This is a genomic window from Pantoea sp. sgz302252, assembly GCF_047713085.1.
Taxonomy (GTDB): Bacteria; Pseudomonadota; Gammaproteobacteria; order Enterobacterales; family Enterobacteriaceae; genus Scandinavium.
Map to the genome: position 1 here is coordinate 1 of NZ_JBLFJW010000003.1, position 19242 is coordinate 19242.

Here is a 19242-nt window from a genome sequence, read left to right on the forward strand (position 1 = left end):
GCTGTCTCTTGATCAGATCTCCTGATCAAGAGACTTCGCCAGTTTGTACCCCTCAACGACATCCTGAAGCCTGAACCAGCCTTCCCACATCACTACCCAGCCCGCCCGTCCTGTTCGTTTGCTGTCATACCATCGACCCATTTTCGCCAGTGCCAGATACGCCCATTTCAGGTTCGGCGCCTTCTTTGGCAGGGCTTTTCCTTCCTGTTTTACCCACAGCAGCTTCCATTCTATTGGGCTCAGCACCTGCTCGCAGGGCTCATTCAGCGTTTCCTCACTCAGCCCGCCCTGGCGCAACGCCAGTACCCTCACGGCGATAAACGCGAGGATGACCACCATCCGCTCCAGGTTATCCCGTGTCTGCATACGAAGCGATTCCACACAGGTGCCCCCGCTTTTCCATGCTTTGTGGTATTCCTCTATCAGCCAGCGGCGCTCGTAATAGCTGATGATGATGCGTGCCTGCTCCGCACTCTCCACTTTTTCTGACGTCAGCAGATGCCAGCAGGCCCCACTTTCCTCTTCCTCCCGACAGCAGATATACGTCACCGGCAACTGTTCGCCCGACCCGTCCGGTGCGGCAATATTCACCGCGCTGTAGCTGACGAACATCTGTGCCTGGCGCGCCGCTCTCCCCCCTTTCTGAACCACATTCAGCGTATGACTTCCCGCCTGCGTCAGCCTTTCAGGCAGGTCGAACAGTTTGCCTGCGCCATCCTCCAGTCGCCGGTTTTGCGCGGCCCGGACCACGAAGCGCTGCCCCTGGCTGGTTTTGTAATTCAGGTACTGCCAGATGTCCGCTTCACGGTCACACACAGAGATAACATTTGACTGAATATCGCCCAGGCGCTGCGCCATCAACTGAGATGACAACTGCCATTTAAAGCTCTCTTTTTCTTCATAAGGCCGCTCTTTTCGTTGATGTTTTTTGCCATAGGTGGCGGTCTCCCTGCTCCAACGTTGCTGGTCGATAAGGCCCACCATCCGGGCGCCGTCCGGGGCGTAGAGCAGTACCGAATGGGCAAGCAGGCCGCGTGTTTTCGGGCTGGTGGTGGTGTTGCCCAGTTCATCGCAGGCGCTGGAATGGCTGAAGTTGATGGTCGTTGTATCTTCCAGTGCGAGGAGAAGCGGATGCTCCCGGGCGGCTTTGGCCGTGGCAATAAATCCTGCCTCAGCGATAGCGTCAGGAAAGACGCAGGGGTTACGCAACAGGCGGTAAGCGCCTTCAACTTCGGCGGGAGACAGGGATGATTTCACGATAGAAAGTCCGGGGTGTTGAGTGAGTGAGGCGGCTACAGTCACGAGACGGCGGGTACGCCGCGGGTCACCCAGTTGCGCAAGCCCGAAAGTGTGTTTAGCCCATGAAAAACAATCAGAAAGCACCATACTAAAAACCCGAAAAGAGAGATATCAGAAGAGATCAACAGACGGGAAAATAGTTCAAAAAAATCCCCGACAAATTCGTCAGGGATTTGTGTATAAGAGACAGCCCCAAAGGGGAGAGGGGACAGTGCGGAGCTGTTTTTTCTCCCTCGCCCCTTTGGGGAGAGGGCCGGGGTGAGGGGGATCCCTCAACCAGCACGCAATAACACTTTCATTTTTTCACTGCGGCACAGCTGCCGTTTCATTTCCACCACCAGCGGGTGGCGTGACATCACAATCATCAGCGCGAAGGCCAGTGCACCAGCGGCCACCTGCACGGCCAGTAGCAGCGGTAAGGGCAGCGCATTTTTCAGCACCACGCCCAGGCCGTAACTCACCGCCAGCGTCGGCAGCGACAGGTAAAACGGCAGCCACAGGCTCAGCATGTATTCGCGATAGCTGGAACCCAGCACCGGTTTAATCATCACGAAGTAGCTCAGCACGGTGTTGATGATTTGCACCAGCAAGAAGCCCAGCGTCACGCCCAGCGCGCCAGCCAGATGGCCGCCCGCGATAATCGCCGGAATGAACAGAACGGTTTTAAAGACGTTGAATTTGAAGCTGATATCGACGCGAGCTTTGGCCATTAACAGCGAGCCAATCGGATTGCCGACGGAACGCAGCAGCCCCACCACGCACAGCAGTTGCAGCACAGGCACAATGCTGACCCACTTCTCGCCAAACACCAGCGGCACCATATTGTTGCTGACCACCATCAGGCCGAGCAGCACCGGGAAGTTGATGATCCCCACCACCGACAGCAGCTTGTAGAAGTTCACGCGAAGCTTCGCGGTATCATCCTGAATTTTGGCAAACGCCGGAAACAGCACGCGGGTGATAATCGGGTTGAGCTTCATCGGCGGCACAACCGCCACGTTGTAAGCCAGGTTGTAGCCCCCGGCGACGCTCGCGCCAAGAATACGCGCCAGCACCAGCGTCGACAGGTTGGTGTTCACATAGTTGATGATACTGTCTGCCGTCAGCCACGCGCCAAAGCGCAGGTTCGAGGAGACAGAAGCCAGCGAAAAATGCAGGCCCGGGCGATAAATCTTGCGGCCAAACCAGCCGAAGAGCAGCGTGCGCACGGCGCTGTTCACCAGATACCCCAGAATGGCGGTCATCGCCAATGGCCAGAAATGGGCGCTGATCACCGTGAAGGTAAACCCGGCCAGCACGGCAGAGGTTTCAATCATGCCAATCTTGTTGAATTCCAGTTCTTTTTGCATCAGCGCACGGAACTGCTGCCCGTGCGGGATAACCACAAAGGCGAACGACAGCGTGCGCATCAACGGCGCCAGATCCGGGTTATGCAGCACACTGGCAATCACCCCGCTCAGGGAAAAGACCAGCGCGAACACCACAATCCCTAAACCGACGTTCAGCCAGTACAGCGTGGTGAGCTCAAGGTGGCTTATCTCTTTACGCTGAATGATGGAGTTGGCGATACCGAAATCCGACAGCGTATCCGCCAGGGCAATGATCACCAGCGACACGGTCAGCAGGCCGAACTGGTGATTGTCGATAATGCGAGCCAGCACGGTCATTTGCACCAGGCCCAGACCGATAATCACCACGGTCGCCATCGCGGACCATTTGGCCCCGCTAATGGTTTTTTCTCTCAGGCTCATCTCGCTACCTCAGTACGCCGCTTTGTTGACAAAGCCTTTGAACACCGTCAGGAACACGATGCGAATATCGAACCACAGGCTCCATTCACGGATGTATTCCAGGTCGAACTCCACACGCTTTTCCATTTTCTCAAGCGTGTCGGTTTCACCGCGCCAGCCGTTGATTTGCGCCCAGCCGGTAATGCCCGGTTTCACCTTGTGACGCAGCATGTAGCCTTCAATTAGCTGACGATATTGCTCGTTATGCGCCACGGCATGAGGGCGAGGCCCAACAATCGACATGCCGCCGGTCAGCACATTGATAAACTGCGGTAATTCGTCCAGAGAAGTGCGGCGCAGGAAGTTACCGACAGGCGTCACGCGCGGGTCGTTTTGCGTCGCCTGCGTCACCACCGCATCGTTTTCCATCACCTTCATGGAGCGGAACTTCCACACTTTGATAGGTTTGCCGTCCATACCGTAACGGGTCTGACGGAAGATAATCGGCCCCGGCGAAGTGAACTTCACCGCCAGCGAGATGCACAGCAGCACCGGCGAAATCAGCAGCAAAATGAGCGAAGCAAGCACGATATCTTCCAGACGCTTGATCACCCGGTTCAGCCCGGAAAGCGGCGTGTCATACAAAGGCACCACCGGCACACCATTCACTTCATCAATGCGTGAATGCAGAATGTTAAAGGTGAACACATCCGGAATGAGGATCACCGAACAGGTGGTGTCCGCCAGGTCACGCACCAGATCTTTGATTCGCACTTCGTCCTGCATCGACAGCGCGATGTAGACGTTATGAATTTTGCCGCCGCGCGCATCTTCCAGCAGTTGCACATAGTTACCCGCCCAGTCTGCCGTCACGCCGCCCGGTTTGGCATCGTGATAGCTGCCGATAACATCGAACCCCAGCCACGGCTGATTGCGGAAGCTGTCGAGCAGCGCCTGGCCCGCAGGCATGTCGCCCGCGACCGCCACGGTGCGAACGTTGTAACCACAGTGGCGTAACCAGCCCACGCCAAAACGAATAAACGTCCGGCAACCGATCATTCCGCAGGTGCTTAACACATACCAACCGAGCCACAGAGAGGCGCTGTTGTTGAAGTCGTCGTTGAAAGCCAGTACGCCTGCAGTGAAAATCAGCGCCAGCGTCCAGTTTTGCAGCAGTAATAAGAGTTCCGTCGTAATACGCACGCCACGCCAGGAGCGGTAAAAGTCAGTCATCCCGCCGATCATCTGAAACACCACCAGGGTTATCAGAACCATCAGCTGATGCGTGTAGGAAAAAGGTAATCCCGCCCCTTTGCAGACAACCCACAAGGCACTCACCATGATGGTGATGTCAGAGAATCGCTGCACCATTGAAATTAACGATGCATTCGTTTTGGCTCGCTCGCGCTTTCTTAGAGTCGTCATCGTTGTTCCTGTTGTTGAGATTTTCCCCTCACCCCGGCCCTCTCCCCAAAGGGGCGAGGGAGAAAAGACCGCACCAGGCGATCCCCTCTCCCCCTGGGGGAGAGGGTTAGGGTGAGGGGCAGTGTTTTACTGATTCAGCAGCGCCAGAATGTCCCTGGTCCGCGCTTCCATCAGCGACGTATCGCCACGAGACTCGACGTTCAGACGCACCACAGGCTCGGTGTTGGAAGAGCGCAAATTGAAGCGCCAGTCTTCAAACGTGAGACTGATGCCGTCGGTGCGGTCGATCTCCAGCGCGTGCTGAGCAAAATGTTGCTCGACGCGGGCAATGGCCGCCGCTGGCTCTTCCAGCTTGCTGTTGATTTCGCCGCTCGCCGGGAAAGCCAGCATGCGGTCACGCACCAGCTCGCCGAGCGTTTTGCCTTTCAGGCACAGCAGTTCAGCCACCAACAGCCACGGGATCATGCCGCTGTCGCAGTAGGCGAAGTCGCGGAAATAGTGGTGAGCGCTCATTTCGCCACCGTAAATGGCGTCTTCCTGACGCATACGTTCTTTAATAAACGCGTGGCCCGTTTTCGACATCACCGGCGTGCCGCCTGCCGCTTCCACCACATCAACGGTGTTCCAGGAGAGGCGCGGGTCGTGAATGATGCGTTCGCCCGGCGCTTTCTCAAGGAACGCTTCCGCCAGCAGGCCAACAATGTAATAACCCTCAATAAACTGCCCGGTTTCGTCGAACAGGAAGCAGCGGTCGAAGTCGCCGTCAAAGGCGATCCCCATATCCGCCCCGTGTTCAATCACCGCATTGCGGGTATCGTCACGGCACTCCGGCAGCAGCGGATTTGGAATACCGTTCGGGAAGTTACCGTCTGGCGTGTTGTGAACTTTGATCAGCATGACCGGCACGTTCAGTGCCTTGAAGCGAGCTTCCAGCGCATCGACAACCGGGCCAGCCGCGCCGTTACCGGAGTTGATAACCAACTTCAGCGGCTTGAGGTTAGCGGTGTCAATGTAGCCCAGCAGGTGATCGATATACGCTTTGCGCAAATCGATTTTCTGGTAGCTGCCGCGTTTTTTGGCATCCACTGGCGAGAAGTCATTCGCTTCTGCTAAACGCTGCACATCACGCAGGCCGGTGTCGCCGCTGATGGGGCGCGCCCCTTCGCGCACCAGCTTCATGCCGTTGTAATCCATCGGGTTATGGCTGGCGGTCACTTCAATCCCGCCGTCCACGCCGAGGTGGAAGGTGGCGAAGTAGATCTCTTCGGTCCCCGACAGGCCGATGTCCAGCACGTCCACGCCCGCATCGCGCAGGCCCTTCGCCAGCGCCATTTTCAGGCTTTCGCTGGTCAGGCGTACATCGCCGCCGAGCACGATGGTTTTAGGTTTCAGGAACTCGCCATAGGCGCGCCCAATGCGGGTCGCAATCTCTTCATTCAGCTCTTCACCGAGCTTGCCGCGAATGTCATAGGCTTTAAAACAGGTTAGTCTGGTCATGTTTTTACCCTTTTCAGGCAACAGTCAGTCGTGACCCAAATGGGCCAAAATGTGTTTTTCAGGAGTTGCCCGGCGGCGTGTGATTTGCCGGGCCGGTGGTTGTTACACGCGCCCGTATCGGTCCTGGAATCGCACGATGTCATCCTCTTCGAGGTACGAACCCGAGCGCACTTCAATCAGGTCAAGCGGGATCTTGCCCGGGTTTTCCAGGCAGTGCGTGGCACCCAGCGGAATGTAGATAGATTCGTTTTCCCCGAGCAGCTTCACGTCTTCGTTGATGGTCACCTTCGCGGTGCCCGCCACGATAATCCAGTGTTCCGCACGGTGGTGGTGCATCTGCACCGATAAGCCTTCGCCCGGTTTCACGGTGATGCGTTTCACCTGATAACGGTCGCCGGAATCGATGGAGTCATATTTGCCCCAGGGACGGTACACTTCGCGGTGAATGTGATGCTCATGACGGCCGTCGGCCTTAATCTGCTCCACCACTTTTTTCACGTCCTGCACCGCGTTGCGGTCGGCGATGAGCACGGCGTCTTTGGTCTGCACCACCACCAAATCCTTTACCCCAACGGTGGTCACCAGCCCGGACTCGGCATACACATAGCTGTTTTCGGTTTTATGGCTGATAACATCGCCGTGGTGCACGTTCCCTTCGGCGGTGTGGTTGCTGATTTCCCACAGTGAGGACCAGGAACCGACATCGCTCCAGCCTGCATCCATCGGCACCACCACGGCGTCAGCGGTTCTTTCCATCACGGCATAGTCAATGGACTCTTCAGGGCAGGCCAGGAACGCCGCTTCATCAACACGGATAAAGTCGAGATCCGGGTCAACCACGTCCATGGCCTTTTCGCAGGCCTGCAAAATGTCCGGGCGGAATTTGCCCAGTTCTTCCAGATAGCGCCCTGCGCGGAACAGGAACATGCCGCTGTTCCAGTAATATTCCCCGCTGGAGACATACGCCTGCGCGGTTTCCAGATTCGGTTTTTCAACAAACTGCGCCACGGAAAACGCCACCGCGCCTTTCTCGCCCGGGCTCACTTCACCACGACGAATGTAGCCATAGCCGGTTTCCGGCAGGTCCGGCACGATGCCAAAAGTCACCAGTTTGCCGCTTTCGGCATAAGGGATGGCGTCACGCACGGCGTCACGGAACGCATCTTCATTCTGAATGACGTGGTCAGCGGCCAGCACCAGCATCAGCGGATCTTTCTCCGGGCTGCTGCGCTTTGCCGCCAGTGCTGCCAGCGCAATCGCCGGTGCAGTGTTACGACCCGCAGGTTCGAGAATAATGTTCTCGGTCAACTTGTTGAGCTTGCGCAGCTGCTCGGCAACGATGAAACGGTGTTGTTCGTTACAGATAACCACCGGGCTTTCACAGTCCACGCCGTTAAGACGGTTTACCGTCGCCTGCAGCATGGTTAAGTCGCCTTTCAGGCACAGGAACTGTTTCGGGTAAAGCACACGGGACAGCGGCCATAAACGGCTACCGGAGCCACCGGCCATCACTACCGGATAGAGTTGGGTCTGACTCATGATTTCACTCCGACGTCTGCTACGGAAATAGCATTAATGAATGTCTTCAGCACGTTCTCTTTGTCGAGCGTGCGTTCGGCGTAATCGCCAGCAATCGTGTTGTTCTGTGGCATCAGCAGTGCGCGTTCGATCCCGTCCACCAGCTCAGGAACCGACTCCGGTTCAACACAAACGGCAATACCAGGATGAGCCTCGCAAAGCTGGCCCAGTTCGGTTTCCGCTTCTGCGGTGATCACCGCGTTGCCGCCCACGGCCAGAATATTGGTCAGTTTTGACGGCAGCACCGCATCGGCTGCGCCGCGCTTCTGGATAACCAGATGGCAATCCGCCATTTTCAGCAGCGCTGGCAGCGCTTCGTAGGACTGCAACGGGAAGAAACGCACGTTGCTCAACCCCCGTTCTGCGACCAATTTTTCCAGTCGCGCTTTTCCGCCGCCCTGCCCGACAATGGCGAACAGCCACGGCTTGTCCTGCAACTGCTCAGCGGCGGCAACGACATTTTCCAGCCCCTGCTTTTCGCCGATGTTGCCGGAGTAAAGAATGATTTTGCGATCGTCAGGCAGACCAAGCTGTTCGCGCAACACGGCAACCTGCGTCGGGTTAACGTCGCGAAAACGGGCCACTTCTGACCAGTTGGGGAAGAAAATCACTTTCTCCGCCGCCACGCCTTTTTCCTGCGCTTTGTTCATCATCGAGCGCGAAATAGTGGAAACGTTGTCGACGTTATGCAGGCCGCTGCGCTCAAAGGCGCTGGCCAGTTTCGCCACTTTGCCGCCCTTGCCTTTGCCCGCCATGCCCAGGCCGAGCATCGCGTCGACTTCGTAATCCTGAATATGCAGCAGCGTGCGTGCGCCGGAGAGTTTCGCCAGCAGGCGCATGCCTGGGGTGCAAAACAGGGTCGGCACCACGCCAATAATGCGATCTGGCTTCCAGCGACGTTGCGCCATCAGCGGGAAAAAGCTGCTCAGCGCGAAGCTGCCTAAATGGATCAGGCGCTTCAGCGTTGAAGGTTGTTTCGGCACATACAGCGGGCAGCGCCAGACGGTCGCCGCGCCCTCTTCCCGGCGATAGCGCCAGGAAGAGTAACGTTCGCCCACTTTCCATTCCGGGTAATACGGCGGGGCAGTGATCACGCGCACGTCGTGCCCTTGTTGCGCCATCCACTCGACCATCTCTCCGGTGTATTTGCCGATGCCGGTCAGTTCCGGAGAGTAGTTGATGCCATAAACCAGGATTTTCACAGGACGGGTGCCTCCGTGCCTGGCTCAGTCTGGAAATAGGCGCGGCTGTTGGCGTGGACGTTATCCGCCGCCAGCAGCGCCTGCTTTGTGAGCCAGCAATAATCGTTATGCTGCGCGGTCGGCAGCGCGAGCGAAGTTTGCTCCACCTGAACGCGGAACCCCAGCACCACGTAATGGGTGCTGAAATCCGTGCCGGAGAAGTTGTCGTCGTAAAAGTGCTGCCACACGCCGTTGAGCTGCCCGGCAGACAGCGGCAGGCTCACGCCCAGCTCCGCTTCTGTCAGGCGGGCAAAAGCCTCCGCCAGCGTTTCGTCTTTCTGCACTCGCCCGCCCGGCACGAACCAGTAGCCCTGTGCCGGACGGTTGTTACGTTTCCCGAGCAGAAATTCGCCCTGCGCGTTCTCGACAATCAAATCAAGGGAGATGAGCGGCGTGGAACGCACCACGGTGGCAAAATCTTCTGGCTTCAGAAACATGGTTTACCCCCGGAAGCGGTGCTGGTTCTCAAGGAACCACTGGTAAGTACTCGCCAGACCCGCTTCGAGCGTCACTTCGTGATACCAGCCGAGCTGATGCAGACGAGACACATCCAGCAGTTTGCGCGGCGTGCCGTCTGGCTTAGTCGCGTCAAACACTACGCGGCCTTTGTAGCCCACCACTTTGGCGATGGTCTGCGCCAGTTCGCGAATGGTGCAGTCCACGCCGGTGCCGACGTTAATGTGTGACAGCATCGGTTCGGTGTTCTCCTGCCACACTTCACGATCCAGCTCCATCACATGAATGCTGGCTGCCGCCATGTCGTCGACATGCAGGAATTCACGCATTGGCGTGCCGCTGCCCCACACCACCACGTCCGGCGTATTCGCCTGAGTGGCTTCGTGGAAACGACGCAGCAGCGCAGGGATCACATGCGAGTTGCTCGGGTGGAAGTTGTCATGCGGCCCGTACAGGTTGGTCGGCATCACCGAGCGATAGTCGCGGTTATGCTGACGGTTGTACGATTCGCACAGCTTGATCCCGGCGATTTTGGCAATCGCGTACGGCTCATTAGTCGCTTCCAGTGTGCCCTGCAACAACTCGCTTTCCGGAATAGGCTGCTTCGCCATTTTCGGGTAAATGCAGGACGAACCGAGGAACAGCAGCTTGTTCACGTTATGCAGATGCGCCGCGTGAATGATGTTGCTTTCGATCATCATGTTTTCGTAGATGAAATCCGCCGGGAAGCTGTTGTTCGCCACAATCCCGCCGACTTTCGCCGCCGCCAGATACACCTGATCGATGCGCTCTTCAGCGAAGAACTCATTCACCGCTTTGCCGTCGAGCAGGTTCAGTCGATCGCGGGTACGCAGAACCAGTTCTACATCGCCACGCTGTTCAAGCTGTCGAACAATGGCGGAGCCCACCATGCCCCGATGGCCCGCCACGAAAATACGTTGTCTGGTCATGAAATCAGGACTCCAGCGCGATGGCTACCTCGTAGCCGTGAGCTTTAAGCAGGGAGTGTTTCTTCGCCGCTTCCAGATCTTTGGCTACCATCTCAGAGACCATTTCCTGCAGGGTGGTTTCTGGTTTCCAGCCCAGTTTCTCGTGCGCTTTGGTTGGGTCGCCGAGCAGGGTTTCCACTTCAGCAGGACGGAAGTAGCGCGGGTCAACTTCCACAATCACGTCACCTGGCTTCACGCCTGGCGCATCGTGGCCGGTCACGGAAACAACAATGCCCTTCTCTTCCACGCCAGTGCCTTCAAAGCGCAGTTTGATACCCAGCTGGGCCGCAGCCATCTCAACGAACTGACGCACGGAGTACTGCACACCGGTGGCGATAACAAAATCTTCCGGTTTTTCCTGTTGCAGCATCATCCACTGCATTTTCACGTAGTCTTTGGCATGGCCCCAGTCACGCAGGGAGTCCATGTTGCCGAGGTGCAGTTTCTTCTCCAGACCCTGAGCAATGTTGGCAATCGCACGCGTGATTTTGCGAGTCACGAAGGTTTCGCCACGGCGCGGAGATTCGTGGTTGAACAGGATACCGTTACAGGCGTACATGCCGTAGGATTCACGGTAGTTGACGGTTATCCAGTAGGCGTACATTTTCGCCACAGCATAAGGAGAACGCGGGTAGAACGGCGTGGTCTCTTTCTGCGGGATTTCCTGCACCAGGCCATACAGCTCAGAGGTGGAGGCCTGATAGAAACGGGTTTTCTTCTCAAGGCCGAGGAAGCGGATGGCTTCCAGCAGACGCAGGGTACCGATGGCATCCACGTCGGCGGTGTATTCCGGGGATTCAAAAGAAACCGCTACGTGGCTCATCGCGCCCAGGTTGTACACCTCATCCGGCTGCACTTCCTGCAGAATACGGGTCAGGTTGGAGGTGTCGGTCAGGTCACCGTAATGCAGATGGAATTTCGGGTTGCTGGAATGGGGATCCTGGTAAATGTGATCCACACGCTCGGTGTTGAAAGAAGAAGCACGACGCTTAATACCGTGAACTTCATAGCCTTTTTCCAGCAGCAGTTCTGCCAGGTAGGAACCATCCTGCCCGGTTACGCCGGTGATGAGTGCGACTTTAGTCATGATAATTTTTCCTCTCTACACATTTATGTTCGCCCTTACCCCTCACCCCAGCCCTCTCCCCAAAGGGGCGAGGGAGAAACCATCCCCTCTTTTTCCAGAGGGTTAGGGTGAAGGTGAAAGCACTCACGCTCGTTCGCGTATGATTACTGCAGGGTTGCCACGGCAAATCACATTTGCCGGAAGCGGTTTAAACACGCTGCTGCGCGCGCCAACGACGGTGCCATCACCGATCGTCACGCCGGGTGCGACAAACACATCCGTTGCCAGCCAGCATTTCTCGCCAATCACAATCGGCGTCGCGTTAATATCAAAATGCGCGCTCCTGTAATCGTGACTGCCGGTACACAAATAACATTTCTGCGACACCACGGAATTGGCGCCAATCGTAATATCGCCCAGGGTATATAACACGGCGTCATCGCCCACCCATGCGTAATCACCCACGGTTAATTTCCACGGATAAGTAATTTTCACCGAAGGACGAATCACTACGTTTTTTCCGATTTTTGCGCCAAACAGGCGCAATAAAAAAGCACGCCAGCGATAGAGTATTTGTGGTGACCAGGCAAACAAGGTTGCCTGCACAGCCCACCAGAGTTGAACCTTAATACCGTTCCCGCCCCGAAAGCCTTTCGGCACGGAGAATCCACTTAATTCCTGCATGGGTTATCCTTATATTCAGGCTTTGTTATATAAGGCTTTCGTTTTGCCTGTGGTGCGAAGTCTTAACCAATACGACATCTCTGCCCAGAAACCCGGCACTCGCAAAATCTGGCGCTGCACTTTCTTCGCATCCTGGCATAATTCAAGATTATTGGAGGTTGACACCCCGCCCATCGAGAATTCAGACACCAGGCCTTTAATGCGCTTAAAGGAATACCCTTCTTTATACATTCTGGCAGCCAGCGCATAATCCGACGAAACACGATATTGCAAATCATACGGGTAACGCTGCAACCCGCTCAGCGGGAAGAAAATAGCCTGATGGCTGGCCGGTAAGCTGTGATAGATATACCAGCCATGTTTCGCACTACGACGCACTTTATGGCCTTCGCCAAAATCGAGCATCGCATCACCGATATACATCGCATCGTCATTTTTGCTGCCGAGCTGCATGACGCTTTCCACGATATCCGGGTGGAACACGTCCCCGGAGTTAAGAAAGATAGCGAAGTTCCCGCGGGCCATATTGATGCCTTTATTCATCGCATCGTAGATGCCTTTATCTTTCTCGCTGATGTAGCGTAAGTTGTACTCACCATTGAGGTTTTCCAGAAACTCCGCGGTGCCGTCACCGGAACCGCCATCAACCACAATCCATTCGAATTCGATGTTGGGATCTTGCGCCAGATGGGCCAACGACGCCCAGGTTTTCACCACGCCTTCATAATTTCGAAACGCAACGGTAATCACACTTAGCAGCATCTTTTGACTCCTCATTAGCTGTTTGTCAGCTTCAGCGCTTTACGCAGAATAAAGGGACAAACAATTAAAAACGCATATTCCGGGCTAAAAATTGAACCGGTAAAAAACAGAGAGACCGGGCAAAATAAAAATAACTGAACGCGATAATTCTGATTATTGCCAAACGCGTTAATCATCATTTTTCCGATTTTCGCCATGTACCATGCGGTCAATAAAATAGCGAACCAGGAAAAATAAATAATCAGCAGATACAGTCCATTGTCTATGGTTTTACCGACGTCCGCACCGTTAAAGATTCCGAATGATGCAACATATTCATAAAGAGAACCAAAACGCACCACCCCATCAATATGGGTCAGGGAATAACCGACCATCACCAACGGGCCGATAATACGGTAATAGGATGATGAGCCTTCCGTCCCGAGATCGCCAACGCGCTCCGAGATATACGGAAAAGCAAAAACAATACCCACAACAAAGACAGCCAGTGAAATAATCGCCAGCGGCAACTTCTTACTGATCGCTTCTTTGTTTAAATACTGAAATGCCCATTCCAGTAAATAAAACAGGATAAAGGTCATCACCCCGGAAAACGATCCTGAGAGAACGATTCCTGCCAGAATCATAGCATCGGTCTTCGGTGTTTTGATACCAAACTGTTTGATGCTGAGCCAAATTGAGATTAGTGCCAGAGCGAAGAAGGCCGGTTCGAAATACAGTGCGGTGGTTCGCTTGCCGCCGAACTTGATAAAGTTCAGAACATAGCTGTTGCTGTAAATAAGATATTTCGAAATCGTCTCCATTAAACTGCTGCCGCCGCTGAGGATAATCTGCGCCATTTCGGCCGCGGCCAGCATCACCACCAGCCCCACGACGACATAAAAGAAGCGCAGGATTTTGCCGTAGTTATGCGGTGAGATAGTTTTGAAACGAATGCTCCACACCATGCCGACAATGATGACGATGTAGATAAACAGCATGGTCGAGGTGACGTACTTGCTGGCGTCCAGTGACTGACCAAAAATGTAGTTAAACAGCGTCAGCCCTGTCCCAATCCCGAGAGCTATCATCAGCTTTTTCAGGCTAATGCGCTCAACATACAGCAGCAGCAATACCGGCAGAAACGTCACAATGGTTATCGGGAAACTTTCACCCAACTGGGCGATTTTGACGTTAACCAGCAGGTAGATGACGGGCAGCAGCAGGTAACTACAGAGTCTGATAGAACGAGACATATTCCTCCAGCATCTGTTGTCCGCTATAGGCCTGGCGGCTTCGGGTGCGAAACGCGTCCAAAGACGTGCCAAAAATGGCTTCGGCAATCTCGGCTTTTGATTTCTGCACCAGGCTCAGCACTTCGTCGGTGTCTACCGTGCGCCCACCCGATTTCGCCAACACTTCCTGCGCGGCGTCACTTGGCGTAGCAATAACGGGCACACCTATGGAAAGCGCTTCACAGAGGATCAGCGGGTAATTATCCACGCGTGAGCTAAACAGCAACGCATCGAGCTGATTCAGTTCGCTCATCAGCTGGCGCTTGTCGGTCAGGAAGCCATGGTTAATGACGTTGCTACCTTCGAATGGCGAGAATTTACCGAAGGTGTGTACTTCCACCGCATCGCCCAGCGCGATGATGTCTCGCACCAGTTGCTGATTGGTTTTGCCGTCATAGCGCAGGTCATGGGCCACCACGGCGATTTTAGGTTTGCCGTTTGTCGCGCTAATCGGGGCCAGCTCAGCGAGAATCTCTTCAGTGGCAACATCAATGCCGTTGTTGATAATTTGGCAATGCCCTTCACCGTAAAGGCGATTAAACGCATCGGCCACGTGCTGACTTGGTGAGATGAACTGGCAGCCCAGGGAGATCATTTCACGGAACAGCTGGCGTTTGCCACCCACCAACAAATGCGCACGGTCGATTTTCACTGGCGGATAGTTGGTCAGCGTCGGGCATTTACCGCAGCCGCTTTTCCACTCTTCACAGCCATCAAGAAACGCACAACGCCCGGTCACGCTCCAGTGATCGTGCAGCGTCCAGATAAAACGCACATCGCGTTTGTGTTCATTCAGTTTGTGGCAAAAATCCACCACCTCATCCAGATTCAGCCAGTAGCTGTGCAGCACGTGAAAATGCAGCACCACCGGGCCGGAAGTGCGGGTCACGGTGCGATACAGATTGTTCAGGTTGCCGAACACATCGCGGTTGAACAGACGAAACAGCGCGATGTTGGCGATGGACGTCACGCGCGCGGTGTGCTTAATCACATTGGGATAGTTGTCATGGCTGACGCTTTTCTTGCCGCCTTTGCCATAGCCATACACAAAACGCGAAGCCAGGCCTTGTTGCAGCGCGCGCTGGTGTAAATCCAGCGCCACGCCCGCAGCGCCGCCTTCAGCCAGGCGCACGTTAAATTGAAGAATATTCATTTAATGACCTTTACTCGCGCTTTTTCGCCGACCACCAGCGCATTGTCCGGCACGCTGTCCAGCACCACACTGCCCGCGCCGACGGTGACGTTATTGCCGATGGTTATCTCGCCAATCATGACGACGTTGGCACCCAGCTCGACGCCGTTGCCAATCAACGGACACGCCAGGCTGTCTGCCCCGCGGTTGCCGAGGGTGACGCCGTGGCGAATGGTAAAATCATCACCGGCGACCACGTTCTTATTGATGACCACGGCATAGCCATGATGGATGGTGAAACGGCGGCCAATGGTGGCGGCAGCCTGAATTTCGTAACCAAACAGGCATTCAGTGATGAAGCGATACATCAGCAACACGGGCGCGGCCCACAGGTTGTTGATGACGCTCTTCTTACGCCAGACAGAGCAAAAATGCGCAATACGGTAGCTTACGACCATGCAGCACGGACGCAGGCTCCAGCTGTTGGCGCGGAGATCTTCAAGCAGCATCATTTCCCCCGCAGTCCATCCGCCAGACGTTTGCCGTTACGTACAGAAAGCAGCGTCAACAGCGTGCGCCAGTTCATGCGCTTATTGCGAATTTGGTACAGCGTGAACAGCTGATACTTCTTGCTCGCGCGGTCGAATTTGTCTTTGTGTTTGCGGTAAAAATGGAAGTAGCCGGAGAATTTCTTCGGCGAAGACGTTATCTGCATTTCACCGTGATTGATGTGCAGAATTTGCGTCGCCTCTTCCACCTTCCACGGCTCGCCGTATTCCGTGACCATACGCAGGAAGATGTCGTAGTCCTGAGCCGCTTTCAGTTCGGTATCGAACAGGTTTTCTTTGAAACGCCACGCCCAGCTAAACACCTGGTTACCAATGATGTTGCGCTTGAAAAACAGCTTGCGAGAAAACGGTGATTTTGGGTACAGCGGCAAGCTCGCAGGCTGGGAATACACCTCGCCTTCGCACACATAGTCGTTGGCATACAGGAACGCGTGCGTCACCAGTTGATGCTTGTGTTCAAGGAACACCGACAGACGGTTTGGCGTCCATTCATCATCGTCATCAATGCCAGTGATGAACTGCCCGCTGGCCTGCAAAATGGCCTGATTGCGCACCGCACAAGCCCCTGAGTTGAAGTCATTCCGGGTATAGCTGATGCGCGGGTCGTTCAATTCTTCGATGAACTGTTGCAGCTGTTCAAACGAGGAGGAGCAGTCGTCAACAATCCTCATTTCCCAGTGGGGGTAATCCTGGCGCAGCACCGATTTGATGGCGCGAATAGCCAACTGCTGACGGTTCCATGTCGGCATATAAATAGAAATCAAAGGGTGTTGGGTGGTCATTGTGTTCCCCGAATGGCTGATATTGCCCCTCACCCCGACCCTCTCCCCAAAGGGGCGAGGGAGAAAAGCAAAGCGAGACGGATGCACCGACTGTCCCCTCTCCCCTTGGGGGAGAGGGCTAGGGTGAGGGGTTTGGACTAAGCGTTATTTACTGTCAGACTTGTATTCGTACTCGTAGTAACCGTAATCCTGATACCCGGTCGCACGGCGGAAGATAGAGTTGAGGATCACGCCCTTCACGTGGATACCGTTCTGCTCGAAGCGGCTGAGGCTGGTTTCCACTTCTTTCAGGGTGTTCACCGCATAACGCGCTACCATCAGCGTGGCACCGACATGACGCCCCACAATGGCAGCATCGGTCACGGCCAGAATCGGCGGGGTATCAATCAGCACCAGGTCATACTCGTTACTTGCCCATTTCAGCAGGACCTTGAAACGGTCGCTCATCAACAATTCTGAAGGATTCGGCGGTACCTGCCCGCGCGTCACCAGATCGAAGTTAGTCATCGAGGTGCGTTTGGCGCAGGTGGCGATGTCCGCTTTGCCGACTAACACTTCCGACAGGCCGTTTTCGTTGGTCGTCCCCAGCAGTTCGTGGGTGTAGCCTTTACGCATATCGCAGTCGATCAGCAACACGCGTTTACCCGTCTGGCTAATCACCGCCGCCAGGTTGGCGCAGACAAACGTTTTACCGATAGACGGGCTGACCCCGGTCATCATCAACACGTTATTGCTGGCCTGCATCATGGCAAAGTGCAGGCTGGTACGCAGACTACGCACCGCTTCGATAGCCAGGTCCGTCGGGTTACCCATCGCCAACAGTTGGGTCTGTTTGTAACGCTTGATGCCTTTAACGGTTTTGACCTGATCGCGTTTCTTCTGCCACTCCGACAACGGGATGCTGGCGTACACATTGATGCCGTGATCTTCCAGCACCTGTGGCGACTCGATGCCACGGTTGAACAGCGAGCGCAGCAGTGCCCCAAGAATAGAAAGCATCAGGCCCAGAATGATGCCGCCAAGAATAATCAGCGCTTTCTTCGGTTTCAGCACGCCCGGTTGGGTAATGGCAGAGTCAACAATACGCACATCGCCGACGGTGCTCGCTTCCTGAATTTTCAGCTCCTGCTGTTTGTTCAGCAACTGCATGTACACCTGCTGGCCGGATTCCACATCGCGGGTCAGGCGCACGATTTCCTGCTGGGTTTCAGGCATCGCGGTAATGCGTTTGTTGAGGTTCGCCTTCTCGTCTTCCAGGGTGCGGCGCTTCTCCAGCAGGGTGCGATAAGCCGGGTGACGCCTGGTGTAAAGCTTAGAGATCTCAGCTTCGCTGAAGGTCAACTGGTTCAGCTGCGCGTCAATGTTGACCATCGAATCCAGCACCGACTTGGCTTCCAGCGACATGTCCACCGAGTCTTTCTGTTGGCGATAGGCGTTGAGTTTGTTCTCTGCGTCATCCAGGTGAGTACGCACTTCCGGCAGCTGCTTCGCCAGGAATTTCAGGCTGCGCGAGGCTTCTTCTGATTTACGTTCCACGTTTTGCGCCAGGTAGTTTTGCGCGATGCTGTTGAGGATCTGACGAATCTGATCTTTGTCTTCCCCGGTATACGTCAGGCTTAACACACCAGTGTCTTTCCCGTTTTCCGTTACGGTCAGGTTGTTTTGCAGGGTGTTAATCATGCCGAGCGTGGAATATTTGGTGACCGTGAATTCACCGCCTTCCTGCGCGTGAACGGCGCTCACCAGCATGCTCACACCAGATTTCGTTAGCATTTGCCCTACGGTGCCGCGTGCGGAAAAACCGCCGTCGCTGGTCAACTGGTAACTTTGCGGCCCCAGTACTTCAAGAGTGAACGTTTGATCGTGCATGCCTGCTGGCAACGTGAAGGTATCGACCGCCACGCTCTCATTTGCGCGGCCCATCAAGCGTTCCCAACCTGTACCAAAAATCGGGAAGGTATTTTTCGTTACCGCGATATCAAGGTTGAGATCGTCGACGGTTTTTCCCAGCACCATGCGGGACTGAATCAGCTGCATTTCTGCTTCAGAAGCAGGCGGCTTGCTGTTCAGCGCCGAGTTGATGTCTTGCACCAGCGAGCTGCTGGTATCCTGCTCGATTTGCACCAGCGCATCGGCGCTGTATATCGGTGTGGCAAACAGCGTATAAATGACGGCTGCGGCGGCGAACAGCGCGGTGATGCCGAGCACCCACCATTTCGCCTCAACCACCGTGCCGACCAGGCGGCCAATGTCGATTTCATCACTGCCGACAGCGTGCGGATTCGCTGATTTTACGTTATCTGTCATTGTTATCCCTGCTGTACTTTCAGTGCCTGCGCCCACTGTTGGGCAGACTGATCGAGTAAGTGGTAAACCGCTTCAAAGGCGTCGCGACTTTTGCGATACGGATCGGGGATTTCGCGTTCATCATCCCAGTGACCAAACAGCATCACTTTGCCGCGCATTTCCGGCGCGAGTTCGCACAGACGGGCAATGTGGCGTTTTTCCATGGTCAGAATGAGATCGTATTCACGACACATCTTGCCGGTGATTTGACGGGCGCTGTGCCCGTCCAGGGAAATGTTATGGACTGCGGCAACGCTTGCCGCAGCGTCGTCTGCCCCTTTACCCACCAGCGCACCGAGCCCGGCTGACGCCACATTGACCGACGGAAGATAGTTTCTCAGCAGCCGCTCCGCCGTGGGGGAGCGGCAGATATTGCCGACGCATACCACCAGAATTTTGTTGAACATAATGG

The 19242-nt window shown here is 55.3% G+C and carries 17 protein-coding genes; all 17 read right to left on the reverse strand.

Annotation, left to right across the window (positions count from 1 at the left end):
- Positions 1-12 precede the first annotated feature (12 nt).
- The 17 genes from ACLW56_RS03185 to wzb all read right to left on the reverse strand — a co-directional run bounded on the left by ACLW56_RS03185 (position 13) and on the right by wzb (position 19237).
- Positions 13-1386 (reverse strand): IS4 family transposase, encoded by a 1374-nt coding sequence (locus ACLW56_RS03185; protein WP_330982379.1) that lies wholly within the window; start codon positions 1384-1386, stop codon positions 13-15.
- 185 nt (positions 1387-1571) lie between these two features.
- Positions 1572-3050 carry a colanic acid undecaprenyl disphosphate flippase WzxC gene (wzxC, locus tag ACLW56_RS03190; RefSeq protein ID WP_330982380.1) on the reverse strand — a complete coding sequence of 493 codons (1479 nt, stop codon included), beginning with the start codon at positions 3048-3050 and terminating at the stop codon, positions 1572-1574.
- A gap of 9 nt (positions 3051-3059) precedes the next feature.
- Positions 3060-4454, reverse strand: a complete 1395-nt coding sequence (gene wcaJ / locus ACLW56_RS03195) for an undecaprenyl-phosphate glucose phosphotransferase (protein WP_330982381.1) — start codon at positions 4452-4454, stop codon at positions 3060-3062.
- A 126-nt stretch (positions 4455-4580) separates the two neighbouring features.
- On the reverse strand, positions 4581-5951 hold the full coding sequence (gene cpsG / locus ACLW56_RS03200; RefSeq protein WP_330982382.1) for a colanic acid biosynthesis phosphomannomutase CpsG: 1371 nt from the start codon (positions 5949-5951) through the stop codon (positions 4581-4583).
- Between the two features lie 102 nt (positions 5952-6053).
- Positions 6054-7490: a mannose-1-phosphate guanyltransferase gene (gene cpsB / locus ACLW56_RS03205; RefSeq protein WP_330982383.1), complete on the reverse strand. Its 1437-nt coding sequence runs from the start codon at positions 7488-7490 to the stop codon at positions 6054-6056.
- Positions 7487-8731, reverse strand: coding sequence for a colanic acid biosynthesis fucosyltransferase WcaI (wcaI, locus tag ACLW56_RS03210; protein ID WP_330982384.1), 1245 nt, complete (start codon positions 8729-8731; stop codon positions 7487-7489). The genes cpsB and wcaI overlap by 4 nt, the downstream gene beginning before the upstream one ends.
- Positions 8728-9207, reverse strand: a complete 480-nt coding sequence (locus ACLW56_RS03215) for a GDP-mannose mannosyl hydrolase (protein ID WP_330982385.1) — start codon at positions 9205-9207, stop codon at positions 8728-8730. Before ACLW56_RS03215 ends, wcaI begins: the two co-directional genes overlap by 4 nt.
- Positions 9208-9210: 3 nt before the next feature.
- Positions 9211-10176: a GDP-L-fucose synthase gene (fcl, locus tag ACLW56_RS03220; RefSeq protein ID WP_330982386.1), complete on the reverse strand. Its 966-nt coding sequence runs from the start codon at positions 10174-10176 to the stop codon at positions 9211-9213.
- 4 nt (positions 10177-10180) lie between these two features.
- The gene (gene gmd / locus ACLW56_RS03225) at positions 10181-11302 is read right to left on the reverse strand and encodes a GDP-mannose 4,6-dehydratase (RefSeq protein ID WP_330982387.1); all 1122 of its coding nucleotides are present in this window, start codon (positions 11300-11302) and stop codon (positions 10181-10183) included.
- 123 nt (positions 11303-11425) lie between these two features.
- Positions 11426-11965 (reverse strand): colanic acid biosynthesis acetyltransferase WcaF, encoded by a 540-nt coding sequence (gene wcaF, locus ACLW56_RS03230; protein WP_330982388.1) that lies wholly within the window; start codon positions 11963-11965, stop codon positions 11426-11428.
- Between the two features lie 15 nt (positions 11966-11980).
- The gene (gene wcaE / locus ACLW56_RS03235) at positions 11981-12727 is read right to left on the reverse strand and encodes a colanic acid biosynthesis glycosyltransferase WcaE (protein WP_330982389.1); all 747 of its coding nucleotides are present in this window, start codon (positions 12725-12727) and stop codon (positions 11981-11983) included.
- 14 nt (positions 12728-12741) lie between these two features.
- Positions 12742-13962, reverse strand: coding sequence for a colanic acid polymerase WcaD (gene wcaD / locus ACLW56_RS03240; protein WP_330982390.1), 1221 nt, complete (start codon positions 13960-13962; stop codon positions 12742-12744).
- Entirely contained in the window at positions 13937-15154 is a 1218-nt protein-coding gene (wcaC, locus tag ACLW56_RS03245) for a colanic acid biosynthesis glycosyltransferase WcaC (protein ID WP_330982391.1), read from the reverse strand. Before wcaC ends, wcaD begins: the two co-directional genes overlap by 26 nt.
- Positions 15151-15639: a colanic acid biosynthesis acetyltransferase WcaB gene (gene wcaB / locus ACLW56_RS03250; RefSeq protein ID WP_330982552.1), complete on the reverse strand. Its 489-nt coding sequence runs from the start codon at positions 15637-15639 to the stop codon at positions 15151-15153. The genes wcaC and wcaB overlap by 4 nt, the downstream gene beginning before the upstream one ends.
- Before the next feature lie 2 nt (positions 15640-15641).
- On the reverse strand, positions 15642-16484 hold the full coding sequence (gene wcaA, locus ACLW56_RS03255; protein ID WP_330982392.1) for a colanic acid biosynthesis glycosyltransferase WcaA: 843 nt from the start codon (positions 16482-16484) through the stop codon (positions 15642-15644).
- 144 nt (positions 16485-16628) lie between these two features.
- A complete protein-coding gene (gene wzc / locus ACLW56_RS03260; protein ID WP_330982393.1) occupies positions 16629-18791 on the reverse strand; it encodes a tyrosine-protein kinase Wzc in 2163 nt (720 codons plus the stop codon).
- A 2-nt stretch (positions 18792-18793) separates the two neighbouring features.
- Entirely contained in the window at positions 18794-19237 is a 444-nt protein-coding gene (wzb, locus tag ACLW56_RS03265) for a low molecular weight protein-tyrosine-phosphatase Wzb (RefSeq protein ID WP_330982394.1), read from the reverse strand.
- Positions 19238-19242 lie beyond the last annotated feature (5 nt).